The sequence below is a fragment of the Hominimerdicola alba 8 genome (assembly GCF_000178155.2).
Lineage (GTDB): Bacteria > Bacillota > Clostridia > Oscillospirales > Ruminococcaceae > Hominimerdicola > Hominimerdicola alba_C.
This window is the reverse complement of record NZ_ADKM02000008.1, coordinates 13,196-28,540: the sequence shown is the minus strand read 5'-3', so window position 1 is coordinate 28,540 and position 15,345 is coordinate 13,196. Positions and strand designations below refer to the sequence as shown.

The window sequence follows — 15,345 nt, the reverse complement described above, 5'->3', positions numbered from 1 at the left end:
TAAATTTAATCTAACACATGATTAAATTTAAGTCAATGGACTTTTTAAATGTAAACGTATACACGCTTTGAGTTTTGTAGGCATAAACAAATCATAGCATGATAATTTGTCGGTTGGTACAAAGATTTTCGGAAATGTGACTATCTTACACCGATTAGTTTATTCTTCATCGGGTAAAAGATAATGCGGCATACCCGCACAAAGCAGGTATGACGCAGTCTGTTATTTGCTTATCTTTTCTTTCAGCTTTTCCACAAGCAGCTCAAAGCGTTCGTTGCCGGCAAGTGTTTCGCAGAATTTGTTGTCGGGCTTTGTGATTATCTCATATATGGTATCAAAAATCGTTTTAGGTTCCATTTTGAGGACTTTTATCTGATCGTCGTCCATCTCGCTAAGCCAGCAGGGAGAATATTTTGCTCCGGCGAAACGGTTCTCGTAGCTATCGGCATGGTGGTATGAAGACCAAAGCATATCGAGAGCTTTTTCTTTATCACCAAGCTTTAAGTATAGCTCTGCCTGCGTTGCTGCATTGACCGATAGCTTGCCGTGGAAAAAGTTTGGCTTTCCGCCTGTTATCAGCTCTGTCAACGCATCATCTGCCTTTAGTATCTCAATTTTCTGTTCATAGGTGTAGAGATCATCACGGGATATTTCCCAAAACAGACGGTGCATCATCTGTGTCATGCTCCAAAGCAAAGCCGACTGCCTGCGTGCAAGGGCTTCCTTTCCCTCGTAAAGATCGGCTAAAAACCTTTCTCTCGTGCAATATACATTGGGCAGCGACATGACCAGCTTTTCACCCTTTTCCTTATCGTGCAGATAATATACGTATTGCCCGATAAGCACCTGTTTTGTGAAGTTATTGTCATCGGTAGGCTTGTAGTATTTAAGCGCCCTTTCGCATAGGGCTATTATTTCGTCCGACTTTTCTTTTTTTAGCTCCTCTGTGTCTGCCTTTCCCTGATGAAAATAAAAAGTCTGCAAAGCAGATGCAAGGTTAGTAAGCAGATCTGGCTCGTTGGGATATGTTTTCAGCTGCTCCCTGAGATATTTAGCCGAAGCTTCATGATCGCCTTGCTCCTGAAAACCGTTTACCCGTTTTAGTATCTTACCAATTTCCTCTTCCTTGCGTGCTATATCCACCCCCAGCAAATGGTCTGTAGTCACATCAAAGAAATTGGCAAGTGCAGGGAGCTGGGAAATATCGGGTGCTGTTCTGTCTGTTTCCCACTGACTCACTGCCCGTGATGTTATGCCGAGGGCATCGGCAAGCTGCTCCTGTGTTATGTCCTGCTCCTGCCTGAGCTGTTTGATAGTTGCTCCGATTGTCATTATTATCACTCCTTGTCAAATTCAAAAGCGCTTTTGTTGATATTATTATAACGCATTTGTATCAGTTTGACAAGGAAGTATTTGTGGAGTTTGAGTATAGTGCTGCTTTGATTTGCAAAATCGGCATACCTGAACATGGCAGGTATGCCGATCGTTATGTTTTTTGCATGCAATGTTTTTTGTGTAGTTCAGGCTGATTTTCCCTCAAAGAAATCTTTCATCGTTACTCTGCGCAGTATAGTGTACGCTATGACCAGCGCCGCACAGGTCGCTGCCCAGCTGAGGGGGTAGGCTTTAAGAAGTGTGGCATATGTTTTGTGGTGAACGAACACTTTGTAGACCCATGTTATTCGCACACCGCAGATGCCTGCTGTGCATATCAGCGCAGGTATGAAAGAGCGTCCGTAACCGCGCATGCAACCTGACATTATCTCGATGATGACATTTATGCCCTCACTCAGCAGTACGTACTTCATTCGTATCATGCCGACAGATATTACTGCTTCATTCGAGTTAAAAATGTATAAGAGCGGTCTGCCTGCCAGCAGTATCAGCATTGACATCACCACTGTGATGACCATGTCCTGCGCCAGCGCTATCTTTGTAGCTTTTATGCACCTTTCGGGCTGTTTTGCACCGTAATTCTGCCCCACGAATGTCGTACACGCCTGCCCGAAGGAATTGAGTATGTAGTAGGCGAATATCTCGATGTTGAATGCCGCCGATGATGCCGCCATGACATCGCTGCCCAGCTTGTTTATCGAGGACTGTATTATTATGTTGGAAATGGCGAATACCATGCCCTGAATGCCCGCAGGCAGTCCGATGCTGATCATCATGCTGAGCTGCTTTTTGTCGATTCCGAGTTTTTTGAATGAGAAGTGTATCTCCGATTTTTCGCGCATGAGAAAGAATATCAGCAGCACCGAACTTATCAGGTTTGATATGACAGTTGCCAGCGCCACGCCGTTGACTGTCATTTTCAGCACCAGCACGAAAAACAGGTTCAGCAGAACGTTTATTACACCCGATGTCAGCAGACATATCAGCGGTGTGCGGGTGTTGCCGTGACTTCGGAATACCGCTGAGGCAAAGTCGTACAGCAGTATTACGGGCATGCCTGCCACATAAACGCGGAAGTATAGCAGTGCCATGCCGAATACTTCATCGGGTATCGACATGCGGCTGAGTATCTGCCGCGACAGAAGTTCACATATCAATGCGAATATCACACCGCCCACAAATGCGAACAGCAGTGCGGTGTGTACCGCCTTGTTGACTTTTTCGGGCTTGCGCTGACCGATAAGCGTTGATATGACGACATTCGCGCCTATCGAGATACCTGTGAAAAGGCTGAGTATCAGCGCTGTTACAGGGGTGTTGCTGCCCACAGCCGCCATCGCATTTTTGCCGACGCAGCGTCCTACCACTGCGATATCAGCAGCATTGAAAAGCTGCTGCAAAATACCTGTTGCAGCCAGCGGGAGTGCAAAGGTCATCAGCTTGTCACCGATGGTGCCATGAAGCATATCCATGTTCTTATTCATTTTAACATCTCCATACCATGAACAAGCTGCGGCTGATATCAACCGCAGCTTATCCGAATATTACTGCATTATTATACCATATTTTGCCCTATTTTTCAACGTTGAGCCATTTTCCTTGAACATATGATGATGGATCCGCATCAAGCCCTGAAAAATGGTCATTTTTTTGCAGATGTCAGGCTTCGTACAACGCTGATGTCATTCAATATAGCAAAAAAATTCAATTTTTGCACAATTAAAAATCCACCGATTTTTTTCCGAATATTTTGTGCATATTTTAATGTGGTCATTCCGCTGACAAACCGTACCAAACAGCCTTTCAGTGAGCATCAGCGATAGTTGGCGGCTTTATCGCTTGACATCGGGAGATAGTAGTTGTATAATCTGAACAGAGGACATCAACAGGATATATTAACGGGAGGTACAGTAATGTCAAATATTCTTGTTCTGAACGGTTCTGCAAGAGTAGATGCTTTCACGGCGGCGATGATAAAGTCATTTCGCAAAGGCGCTGAAAAAGGCGGGAATACCGTCCGCGTACTTGAACTTAGCAGACTTCATATCCATAGCTGCATCGGCTGTCTTAAAGGCGGTAAAGACAGGGCGCACCCCTGTGTACAGCGCGATGACATGGATATCGTCTATGAAGAATTTCGCAAGGCAGACACCATCGTTTTTGCGACTCCGCTGTTTTTCTGGGATTACAGCGGTCTGCTGAAAAATGTCATTGACAGGTTATGGGCACTGGCAGAGTATGAAAGAAGTGAACTGATAGGTAAAGGCAGGGGCGGCGCTCTGCTGGTAGCGGCGGGCGGAAGTCACCCTGAACTTATTTACGGGCATTTTGATTATATGATGAAGCGTCTTGCATGGAAAAATCTTGGTAAAGCTGCCATGCTGCACACTGACGACATGGACATGAAAGATATCCCCGAATGCGAGGAGGCACGCGCTCTCGGTGAAGCTGTCTGTCAAACGGACAGCGTGCAGTACTGATATACTGAACAGAGCGGGAGGGTCGAAAGCATCGGCAATGCTCAAGATGAGCCAGCACACTGAAATAGTCTTATCACTGTGACATGGGATAAGGCTTTTTTATCGTAAGTTGCCGTTTGCTGACGGCGTGAGAAATCTCAACGCACCTGAGAAGTGTCGATTGACATATATCGGTGATGGTGGTATAATTAAAAAACGTGGTTATCCCGCTGACACACCACAAAAACGGCGGTTTTACAGAACTTAAGGTGGTTGGCGTATATCTTTCCCCCGCCACAGGCGGGGGAAAGATATGGGGCGCTCAATTATCCTTTTGTTTACAGCATTTTCAGCTGGTGTGCTAAAGGGATAGTCATATTAAAAAAACGCTATACGGCGTATCAAGGAGCGCAAAAATGACAGCTGAGAACTATAGGTCATATCCCCTTACCCCTGCTCAGAAAAATATCGCTGAGATGCAGGTCTTTTACAGCGAGAGCAGTATATCAACGCTTTGCGGTGCGATAATATTCGGTGAGAAGCTTGAAAGAGATACACTATTTACAGCACTGAAAAAACTTGTCTGTCGGCAGGAGGCTATGCGTTTGCGGTTTTGTGCTGACGGCGGCAGCATCAGGCAGTTTGTCAGTGATGAAGAGTGCGTGACAGGCTTTGAATGTTTCTCCTCAGTGGAGGAGATGCGCACATTCTGCCGCGCTGAAGCACGCAGACGATTTGACACTGACGGCGGTAGAATGTACAGGCTGACTGTCTTTGAACTTCCGCAGCAGAGCGGTATAGTGCTCTGCTGTTCTCACCTCATCGCTGATGCCATGAGTTACAATATACTGGCGCACGATGTTTACAGGATATATGAGCAGATACACAAGGGCGAAGCTGTGAGCGATGATGTGTACAGCTATATGCGCAGTGCAGAAAGGTACTGCGCATATATGCAGTCACAAAAGCATGATGCTGACATAAGCTACTGGAAGAAAAAGTATGCCGACAGCATCAAGTCAGCGCCGATAAGAGCCTGCCGCAGTAATGATGCGGGCATATCTGCCGAAAGATATATCACTTATCTTTCAGCGGAGAAGTATTCGGCGGCAGAGAGATTTTGTGCTGAGAACAAGGTATCTCCTGCGGCGCTTTTTGAGAGCGCTGTGCTGTTATATCTTGCAAGGATAAATTCGGCAGAAGTTGTCACCATCGGTGTACCTGTTCTGGGCAGAAGCACCGCCGATGAAAAAAAGACCGCAGGCATGTATATCATGACACTTCCGCTGACTGTCATGGTTAGAGAGGACGACAGCGCTGCTGACCTCTGCAAAAGAATTTTTGCCGCGCACCATGAGATATATCGCCGCAGAAAACTGCCCTACAAGGAGATAAAGTCGGCGGCAGGTGTAACAGGGCGGCTTTTTGATGTGATAGTCAGCTTTCAGAATACCCGCACTGATGTGCCTGCGAGAACAGAGTGGTTCTCAAACGGCTGTTCCGAACTGCCGCTGGCACTGCATATAGATGACCGTGACAGCAATGGCAGCTGTACCCTCACTTTTGACTATCAGACGGAAGTTTTCCGCGACAGCCGCGAGATAAGTCTGCTGGCAGAGCGGATAAAGCACATCATATCGCAGATGGTGAAAGGGGATAAAGCGGTCGGTGAGATATCTGTTCTGCCGAAGAGTGAGCACGAACTGCTTGTAAATACTTTCAATGCGACCGATGCCGAATACAATAGGGACAAGTGCGTACATTCTGCATTTGCGGAAACAGCGAAGTCGCTTCCCGACAAGACAGCGCTTGTATTTCACGGCAAGGGGTACACATATAGAGAACTTGATGAAATGTCAGATCGGCTGGCGGCATATCTTAAAGAAAAGGGCATCGGGCGTGGAGATATCATGCCGATAACAGCCCGCAGAGATCCGCATATCATAGCGGCAATGCTGGCGGTGCTGAAGACAGGCGCGGCATATATGCCCATATCTCCCGAACTGCCTGCTGACAGGGTCAGGTTTATGACCGAGAGCGTGGGTGCAAAGTTCATGCTGAACTTCGGTGTTGAAAACGCTGAGGGTATTGCACTTGATAGTTTCGATTACAGCCGCAAAACTGCCTTTACGCAGTATGAAAACAGCGCTGACGATCTCTGTTATGTGATATTCACATCGGGTTCGACAGGCAAGCCAAAAGCGACTGCGGTCACACACCGCAATGTGATGAACTACTGCGCAAAGAACAGATACAACCTCTGCGGCAGAGTGATAAAGAACGAAAAAAGCATAGTTTCTGTGACTGACTTCGTGTTCGACATATTTGTGACAGAGAGCATAATGGCACTGCTTAACGGCATCACTGTTATTCTTGCAGATGATGAACAGGCTGTGTCACAGCGTCAGCTGAGCAAATTGGTCTGTGATGCCCGCCCTGAGATATTGCAGACTACCCCGACAAAAATGCGTGGGTTCATGCTGGATAAAAAAGAACTTGGCTATCTCAGGAGTTTTAACAAGATAATACTGGGCGGCGAAGAATTGCCTTCTTCGCTGGTGGACGAACTGAAACAGCACACAAATGCTGATATATATAACATCTACGGTCCTGCCGAAACAACGGTATGGTCTTCGCTTACTAAAGCAGATATGCGTGATATCACCATCGGCAGACCGATAGCCAATACTAAGATCTACATTCTCGATGTTGAATGCCGGCTTATGCCTGTGGGGGCAGTGGGAGAGATATGTATTGCGGGCGATGGGGTCAGCAGAGGATATCTGACTGATGAGCAGCTGACCAAAGAGCGCTTCATCGATGACCCTTTCAGCGGCGGGCGAATGTACCGAACAGGCGATATGGGGCTTATGCGGGCAGATGGTTCGGTCGAGTTCTTCGGCAGGCGTGATTTTCAGATAAAACTGCGGGGACTTCGTATAGAACTTGGTGAGATAGAGTGCGCCATCTGCTCATTTGAGGGGATAGGTCTGGCGGCGGTAAACTGCAAAAACGAACAGCTGGCAGGCTTTTACACTTCTGAAAAAGCAGTGGACGAACGGGCGCTGCGCAAGTATCTTCATACAAAGCTGCCGCCTTATATGGTGCCGAATCACTTTATGCGGCTTGAAAAAATGCCCATGACAAACAGCGGCAAGCTGGACAGAAAAGCACTGCCCGATATCTCACCCAAAATGCCGATACAAAAATACTCCGCACCGAAAAACGAAGCGGAGCGGCAGCTGTGCTCCATAATGGCTGAAGTGCTGAAAGTTCCAAAGGTGGGGGCTGATGACGACTTCTTTGACTTGGGCGGTGACAGTTTCGGTGCTATGGAAATGGCATCACTTGCAGAGGAAAGAGGGATATATTTCTCGGTAAGGAGCGTGTATGAACGCAGAACAGTAAGGCGGCTGTGTGAGGCGGCGGATAAAGAGAAAGGTCTTGCGGCAGCTGAGCAGCAGCTTAAGGAGAAGTACAGACTTTTCCCGCAGCAGCGAAGAGTGCGTGAACTTATGTTTTTTGATGCTTTTGCACAGCTGACGAAAGCGCTCTACCGATTTGAGGTAAAGGGTCTTGAAAACCTCTCTGACGGCGGGCGGTATATCATCTGCCCGAACCACGAGAGCGACCTTGACTGCATGTGGGTGCTGTCGGCACTGCGAGGAAAATTTCACCTTTGCGAGAGTTGTGCGCTGATAACGCAGGAACATCTTGATGACAAGCTGAAAAGTTTTATCTTCCGTGTCACAGGCGGCATCCCCATCGACCGAAAGGGCGATTTTGCGCCTGCACTGGCGCGGGCGGCTGCTGTGCTGAAAAAGCGCAGGCTGCTTCTGATACACCCTGAGGGGACACGCACACGCAGCGGCAGGCTTGGCAGACTAAGGCATGGCGCGGCGCTTATCTCAAAAAAGACAGGCGTGAAGACGGTGCCTGTAAAGATAGTCGGCGCGGGTCAGATATTTCCCGTGAACAGGCAGTATCCGCATATTTTTGATAAAGAAAAGCTGTGCCGATATTCGCTGAGCATATCTTTCGGCAAGCCCATAGACCCAAGTGACAAGAGTGCGGAGGATATAATGGAAGAAATAAGAAAATGGCTTGAGTGAACAGCTTTCTGCTGACGAAATAAAAGGAGATGATACATGTGGAGCGGGATATCTGCCTGAATATACACTATTCGGCACCCGAAGAGGTATGGAAAATAATAGATGAGGTCTATCGCTCGATGGGTTATTGGTACGGCATTGAAAACGGATGTCCCACATGGAAAGGCGATGGTACAGAACTCTGTGCTTCGGTCGAGCCAAGTGGTATACAGATAAGCGGTGAGATGCCCGATGATATGTGGAAAAAGTGGTACGGCGAACTGACTTCAAAGCTGACCGAAAAGTTGGGCTATCCAATCGGTGAACCTGAGGACGGATATAAATTCAAATACTGGGAACCTTTTAAAAAGAACTATGCGGACATCAAGACAATTGACAGCAAAATGATAGTTTTCAAAGACTATGCGACTTTCTTTTTTGAAGACTTTACTGAGTTCAAAAGTGAGTTTTCTGCCGAATGTCCGCGATTTGTATTAAGTTCCGAACTGATGGAACTGCGAATTTATTTCGTAAGTGAAAATTCAAATAAAGATATGCAGGACTTCTGCTGTGAACTTAAGCGGCTTGGGCTGACTATCACCGAATGATGATACCTGAAATATGAAAATATGACTATCCCTTTAGCATACCTGCTGAAAATGCGGTGAATAAAAGGATATATACGCCAACCACCTTAAGTTCTGTACTCCCAGTTTTAATGTGTATTGCTGATGATACAAAATGGCTGTTCTTTCGTATTGTTCCCCCGCCTTAGGCGGGGGAACAATACACAACCAAATTGGGATGTTCTGTAAAACCTCTGTTTTTACGGCGTGTCAGCGGGATGACCACGTATGAAAAAGCTGTGTGACCAAAGCGGTCGCACAGCTTTTTTTGTGAATAGTACAAGCATTTGTACACATATATTATATCAGCATTAAGGAAAGGCGATGATATGATGTTCACACAGATATTTCAGCTTTAAGTTTCATACCATATACATCTGCGAATTGTTTTTATATACTGCGGAAATCTGATGCGGCAAAGGTTTGGAATTAAAAAATATTGAAATATTATTATTGAAATCATTGCAATTTGAAAAGTAATGTGATATAATATATATCGGACATAACAGCGTAATGCTTGTGATGTGAAATGTCCATCCCAATTATAATATGGCTATGACTGTTTCAGGTATATATTTCGTTTACTGTAAGTTACAGCCGTATCAGATTTAAGTTCTTTTATTTTCATAAGGAGGTTCAAGAGATTATGCACAAGACAATGAAACGGATCGCCGCAGGGCTTGTGGCGATTACCGCCAGTTTATCGGCAGCAGCCGCATCTGCACCTATGAGTGTGTTTGCAGAAGACGAACAGATACTTATCCGGTCTGACTTTGAAGCAGGCATGGGTCTTCCCTGGCACACATTAGAGAATGCACCGGCACGGCAGGACTTCGATATTTCAGACGGCACTTACAATATAACGATACTGAATAACGATGGTCCCGAGTCAAGATGGGATCTTCAGTTACGTTGCAGAAATTTAGTGATACAAAAAGGTCATACTTACAAGGTACACTGGAAGGTCAATTCTTCCGAAGAGGGTGAGCTGTACACCAAGATCGCTAACTACGGCGGAAATGTTGAAGTTTGGCACAACAACTGCGGCAATGATAATTACAATCAGACGTGGGAATGCGTAAAGATCGCTAAAGGCGACAACACCTTCGATGCTGAGTTTACAGCTAAAGAAGATATTGAGGTTGCTGAATGGGTATTCGAGTACGGCGGACAGGGTATGTATCAGCCGGTAGATTGTTTCCCCGACGGTACGATCCTCAAATTCGATGATCTGTCTCTGATCGACACTACTCCCGGGGGCTGTATAATCGAATTCAATCCTAACGAGTGTGGCGTTGTAAGACCCGAAAGTAACGTTCGTCTGAATCAGATCGGTTACTATCCTCAGCTGGAAAAGAAGGCTTCTTATGTTACCGATGCTTCTTCACCTCTGCAGTTTGAGATCAGAGATAAGGACGGCAACGTTAAGTACAAGGGCACAACAAAGGTATTCGGTGATGACCCTGATTCAGGTACAGGCAAGACTAATTCTTTTCAGATCGGTTTTAATACAGTTACCAGACTCAAGGACAGCGGTTCTTATGTACATATCATTGATTTCTCTGATTTCAGAACTGTGGGCGAGTACACGATATTCGTTAAGGATACAGTCGGCGTAAGCGGCACTCAGGTGATGAATTCCAAGGGTGCAAACGATACAAAGCTCAGCGGTGATAAGCTTTTGTGGACAAATCCCGTAACTCTGAAAACTTATACGATGAACGAGAGCAGTCCTTTCAGGATAGACAGACAGATCTATGATGATCAGCTGCTGAGGGATTCCATGAACTACTTCTATCAGAACCGCTCAGGAGTACCGATAGAGTCTGAGTACATCACATCAGGTGATAAGAGCAAGCTGGCTCACGATAAGTATGGTCATAATCCTGATACTGCTTACGTTCAGAGCAAGTGGGTTAAGACTTACGAAAAAGACTTCTCTAATGGCGAGAAGGATAATAAGATCGACGTTACAGGCGGATGGTACGCCGCAAACGACCATGGAAAGTACGTTGTCGAAGGCGGTTTCTCCGTATGGACACTTCAGAACGCTTATGAGTTCTCCAGGAGGAGCGGCAATACATACAAGTGGACTGACGGCACGATAGCTGTCCCCGAAAATAAGGATAATGCTCCCGATATACTTGATGAAGCAAGGGTAGAGCTGGAGTGGATGTTCAAAATGATAAATGAGGACGGCTTTGTATATCATTCAGTGCAGGATCATAAGTGGGTAGGTCCTCTGCTCACACCCTGGAAGGATGACACACAGCAGGGCTTTGAACCTGTCCGTATCGTCAGACCCCCTACGTATGCAGCCACATTCAACATGATCGCTTGTGCTGCACAGGCTTCACGTCTGTGGAAGGGCATAGATGATGATTTCGCAAAAGAGTGTCTGCAAAATGCACAGAACAGCTGGAAGGCTATCATGGCTAAGCAGTCTGATTGGAACGTTACAAGTGGCTATTACTATGATGATCCTTACTTTGCTCCTTCTGAATTCGGCGGAAACAACATTTTCGGTGACACCTATGTAGTTGACGATGCTTACTGGGCAGCTTGTGAGCTTTATGCAACAACAGGTGACTCGGCTTACTATGATTTCTTAAAGGACTATAATAATTATAATGATCCGTCAGGTCAGGATAAAGCATTCAGCCTGACTTCCTGCCTGAGCGGCGGCGAGAACAACGGTTCGTTCGGTTCCTTCAATTGGGGCAATACTGCGGGTCTGGGCACCCTTTCGCTCTACCTAAGCGACAATACATCTTCTGCTGACAGGAAGATCATTACCAAGTCTATCCAAAATATTGCTGACCGATATATTGCTCAGATGAGGAATCAAGGCATGGGCATACCTTACAAGAGTGTGACTATCGGGGACTATATCGGCAGTGATAGAGAAGTGTACAAAGGTTATGAATACGGCTCCAACTCCTTTGTTATCAACAACGCTATGGTCCTTGCCTATGCTTATGATACTGATGACAGCAAATTTATTTATCGGAACGGTGCTGCCGAAGCACTTGATTACCTCTTCGGACGCAACGGTCTGGGCTTCTCTTATGTATCAGGCTACGGCGATAAGGCAATGAGTTCGCCACACCACAGATACTGGGCAAACAGTATCGATCCGTCCTTCCCGGCGGCACCCTCAGGTGTTCTTGCAGGCGGTCCCTGCTCAGGTATGTATCGTGATAACTACCTTCGTGGTCTCGGCTATAAAAAAGGCACTTTAGCTGATCAGAAGTACTATGTTGACAGTGCAGAGGCATGGTCTGTAAATGATGTTTCCGGCAGCTGGAATGCTCCTCTGGTCTGGATGTCATCATTCATGAACGATCGTTTCGGCGGTTCGAATCCTGTCCCTTATCCTACCAACATTAAGGTCGATTACAGTGAGGAGTATCATCAGGTAAGATTTACCTGGAACAAGGTGGAAAACGCTGACAGATACGGCATAGCAGTTTATCTGGCAGGCAAGTGGAGAGTTCAGAAGCAGGATATCACAGGCAATACCTACACTTCACCCAAAAATCTGACTCCCGGCGTAACCTATAAGGTAGCGATTGCCGCAAGAGTGAACGGCAGATGGGATACTGAAAATGCTATCAAACGTGCTTGTACTGTTACTATAAAGTGATAGACTAAATTGATATGATTTATTAAAAACAAAACGGATAATCGTCCTAAGCAGACGACTATCCGTTTTTTATTGTTTAACAAATAAAGAAAATGTATCTTCATTCAATACGTTCCAGCTGTACCTGTCTCCTATTTTTTTCCCTTTAAACATTATGATCAACTTGGTTGAATTGTATTCTCCTTCCAGATGGCAATATATATATCTATCTTTATACTTATCAATTATAATATTACCATAGAACCGCTATGCTCGGCTTATATCCCGACATTGACGATTTCGGCAGCTATTGGTATGATGACCCTGTCACGAAGACCAACGGCGAGTTTGACTGCGTGATACGGCGTGGGGAACTGTATGATTTCTACGAATGCAAATACTTCGAACGCCCCATGACCCATGAAGAATGCCGTCAGGAAAAGGAACAGCTTGACAGCATCAAGGGCATCACCGTGTCGGGCGTGGGCTTTGTCTGCACGGGTGGATTCGATTTTGAGGTTGCGGACAAATTTACACTCATTGACGGAAAGGTGTTTTACTTCAACGAATGAAAAAAGACTTGTGAACCACAAAAACCGCCGTTCAGGACGAACCTGAACGGCGGTTTTTGTTTTCTTGTCATCCGATTTTGTCATCCGTTCTCTTGGAAGATGTCTAAAAATTAGACAATAAAAAATCCTATCGTTTCATCCTACCTTCATTACATTTTTCCGTCATACTTCAAAATCAACCACCCACGAATACATTTCTCTAATACGCCGTTATTTTTCTGTATAAAAGAAAAGACCACGCATAACGCTGAACCATAGGAGGTTCTTTTGTCATTGTACGTTTTTACTGGCACGGTTCAAAAGATTGGTCGCTTTTGTTATGAAGCATTGAATCCATATTCAGAAGGAGATAAATTATCAAGGAAAAGTTCCGCTCCGCAAATCGGCAAACTTGCATTTTTTGTCATTTTACAGGTCTGATTAAGATCAACAATATCATGTTTTTTCAGTTCTTTACACGAGCAAAACTATTCGGATATCGGATTTTCCTAGAATCAATACTCAAAAAGAACAATTGGACAGATAAAGATTTATATGATAAAATAGAAAAACATGGTAAACTGATCTGAAAACAATGAAAGGACTGAATTGAAAAATGAAAAGATCAAAAGCATTACTGGCATCGCTGCTGTTAGTTTTTTCATTAACAGGCTGTGCGGGAAAAAATGAATCGGCAGTTAGTTCACAAGGAAATACTGATTCTTTGAAGATAGGCTATCTGCCGTCCCCTGGGCACCTCCTCTATTTTGTTGCACAGGAGGAGGGCTTATTCAAAGATGAAGGGCTGAACACAGAGCTTGTTATGTTTGGTGAGAACAACAGTGAACTTGCAGCTCTTGAATCGGGGAAGATAGACGTTGGTGCATTTGGTTCAAGTGAGCTTGTAACATATCTCGGTGACGGACATGAAATAACTGTGTTCGGCGGTGCTATGATAGCCGGTCACGGACTTATCGTCAAGCCTGAGTTAGTTGAGGGGATACCTGAGGAGGATTGGTCTCTTGATCTTCTTAAAGGGAAAAATATAGGTGTTGAGGGTGTTGACTCTGGATATATCGTTTATCGTTCGGCTGCAAAAAAACTGGGGCTTGAAAATTCAATAGATTTCAGTATATTTGCTGACGGAGCAGATGCTTACAATTCGCTGAAAAACGATGATATTGATGCGGCTATACTTTATGCGCCCTATCGAATACTTGCAGAGGACGAGGGCTATGTCATTCTTTCAAACAGCGGTACAGTATCGGGTTTTGAAGATCATGTCTGCTGCCGACAAGCTACACTTACATCTTCACTTGAGAAAGATCCGGATACTTATGAAGCCTTTCTTCGTGCGCTTATCCGTGCATATCATTTTTATAAAACAGAACCCGACAAGACTATCAAGGATGTTCAGAAATATGTAGATGTGGATGAAGGATCACTCAGAAAAGACACATATGATTATGACAGCCAGATAGCAAATCCCGATCCTGATATCACAGGTATGACGAATTTTTATGATGCGCTTGTAGATACCGGCTTTGTAAATGAGTTTGATATATCACATGGACTTTCCGCCGAGCTTTATGACAAGGCACTAAACGCTGTTGCTGCAGAAGATCCCGACGATGAGGTGTATAAATATCTTCTTGATTATCATAAGGAGAGAGACAAATGAAAAGGGTCAAACGACTGCTCTCAGTGACACATATTTTATTTCTTGCCGCATTATTTATACAATTTATGCCTTCACATACCAAAAAAATTGGAGATCCTAAATATTCTGCGGGATTGCTTTTGATACTGGAGATCGCTTATATCATACTTATCTTATTAAGGAGAAAGCAGGACAGAATTAAAACAACAAACGGTGTTTTTGGTGTGATATTTTCATTTATCGGGATATGGACACTTCTTACTGCGAAATTTGTGCTTATTCCGCAGGACATATTCAAGGCTCCCGATGTCGTGACCAAACAGTTTGTCAGCGATCTTCCTCGGTTAATGAATGATCTGGCTGTAAGTATGATAACGATAACAACAGGATACATACTTGCACTTATAACTGCGATACCGATAGGCTTATTCCTCGGCTGGAACGCACAGGTAGGTAAAGTAGGTGAGCAGATCGCTAATTTTCTCGGCTCCATCCCACCTATCGTGTTTATTCCCTATACACTGGCTCTTCTGCCCACATTCAAAAGCTGCTCTATATTTGTTATTTTTATTACAGCTTTCTTTCCAATATTATCAGGAACGATGAGTGGAGTACAGAACATAAACAAAACTACTATTGAAAGTGCAAAGATATTCTGCCCGTCAAAGCCGTATATGCTTTACAGTGTTCTGCTGCCTGCTTCTTTGCCGCAGATATTTGACGGCTGTAATATGGGATTGCTCCTGTCTTTTATCCTTCTCACTTCGGCAGAAATGATAGGCGGAAACAGTGGTATCGGATTCTATATCCAGTACTACACCAATTTCGGCAATTTTACAAGAATAATGGTCGGTATCGTTTTTCTCGGAACGATCGTAACTTTAGTCACTAATCTGGTAAAAGCAATTGAAGCGCGTTTTCTGCGCTGGAAAAATTAG

9 protein-coding genes are annotated in these 15,345 nt (G+C 45.0%); 7 read left to right on the top strand and 2 right to left on the bottom strand.

Features of this window, described 5'->3' with window-relative positions:
* Positions 1-222 precede the first annotated feature (222 nt).
* Both CUS_RS00210 and CUS_RS00205 read right to left on the bottom strand, forming a co-directional pair.
* Complete coding sequence (locus tag CUS_RS00210; RefSeq protein ID WP_002846872.1) at positions 223-1,332, bottom strand: helix-turn-helix domain-containing protein; 1,110 nt, start codon at positions 1,330-1,332, stop codon at positions 223-225.
* A gap of 188 nt (positions 1,333-1,520) precedes the next feature.
* On the bottom strand, positions 1,521-2,879 hold the full coding sequence (locus CUS_RS00205; RefSeq protein WP_002846825.1) for an MATE family efflux transporter: 1,359 nt from the start codon (positions 2,877-2,879) through the stop codon (positions 1,521-1,523).
* A gap of 429 nt (positions 2,880-3,308) precedes the next feature.
* Between CUS_RS00205 and CUS_RS00200 the strand changes: the two genes are divergently transcribed.
* From CUS_RS00200 to CUS_RS00170, 7 genes are all read left to right on the top strand, one after another.
* Entirely contained in the window at positions 3,309-3,875 is a 567-nt protein-coding gene (locus CUS_RS00200) for a flavodoxin family protein (protein ID WP_002846858.1), read from the top strand.
* 395 nt (positions 3,876-4,270) lie between these two features.
* Positions 4,271-7,966 (top strand): non-ribosomal peptide synthetase, encoded by a 3,696-nt coding sequence (locus CUS_RS00195; protein ID WP_002846809.1) that lies wholly within the window; start codon positions 4,271-4,273, stop codon positions 7,964-7,966.
* 29 nt (positions 7,967-7,995) lie between these two features.
* Entirely contained in the window at positions 7,996-8,553 is a 558-nt protein-coding gene (locus CUS_RS20260) for a hypothetical protein (RefSeq protein ID WP_037275799.1), read from the top strand.
* Positions 8,554-9,217: 664 nt separating this feature from the next.
* On the top strand, positions 9,218-12,217 hold the full coding sequence (locus CUS_RS00185) for a glycoside hydrolase family 9 protein (RefSeq protein ID WP_002846823.1): 3,000 nt from the start codon (positions 9,218-9,220) through the stop codon (positions 12,215-12,217).
* A 248-nt stretch (positions 12,218-12,465) separates the two neighbouring features.
* Positions 12,466-12,768 carry a hypothetical protein gene (locus CUS_RS00180; RefSeq protein WP_037275797.1) on the top strand — a complete coding sequence of 101 codons (303 nt, stop codon included), beginning with the start codon at positions 12,466-12,468 and terminating at the stop codon, positions 12,766-12,768.
* Between the two features lie 595 nt (positions 12,769-13,363).
* On the top strand, positions 13,364-14,428 hold the full coding sequence (locus CUS_RS00175; RefSeq protein ID WP_002846776.1) for an ABC transporter substrate-binding protein: 1,065 nt from the start codon (positions 13,364-13,366) through the stop codon (positions 14,426-14,428).
* Between the two features lie 203 nt (positions 14,429-14,631).
* Positions 14,632-15,345, top strand: coding sequence for an ABC transporter permease (locus CUS_RS00170; protein ID WP_227945222.1), 714 nt, complete (start codon positions 14,632-14,634; stop codon positions 15,343-15,345).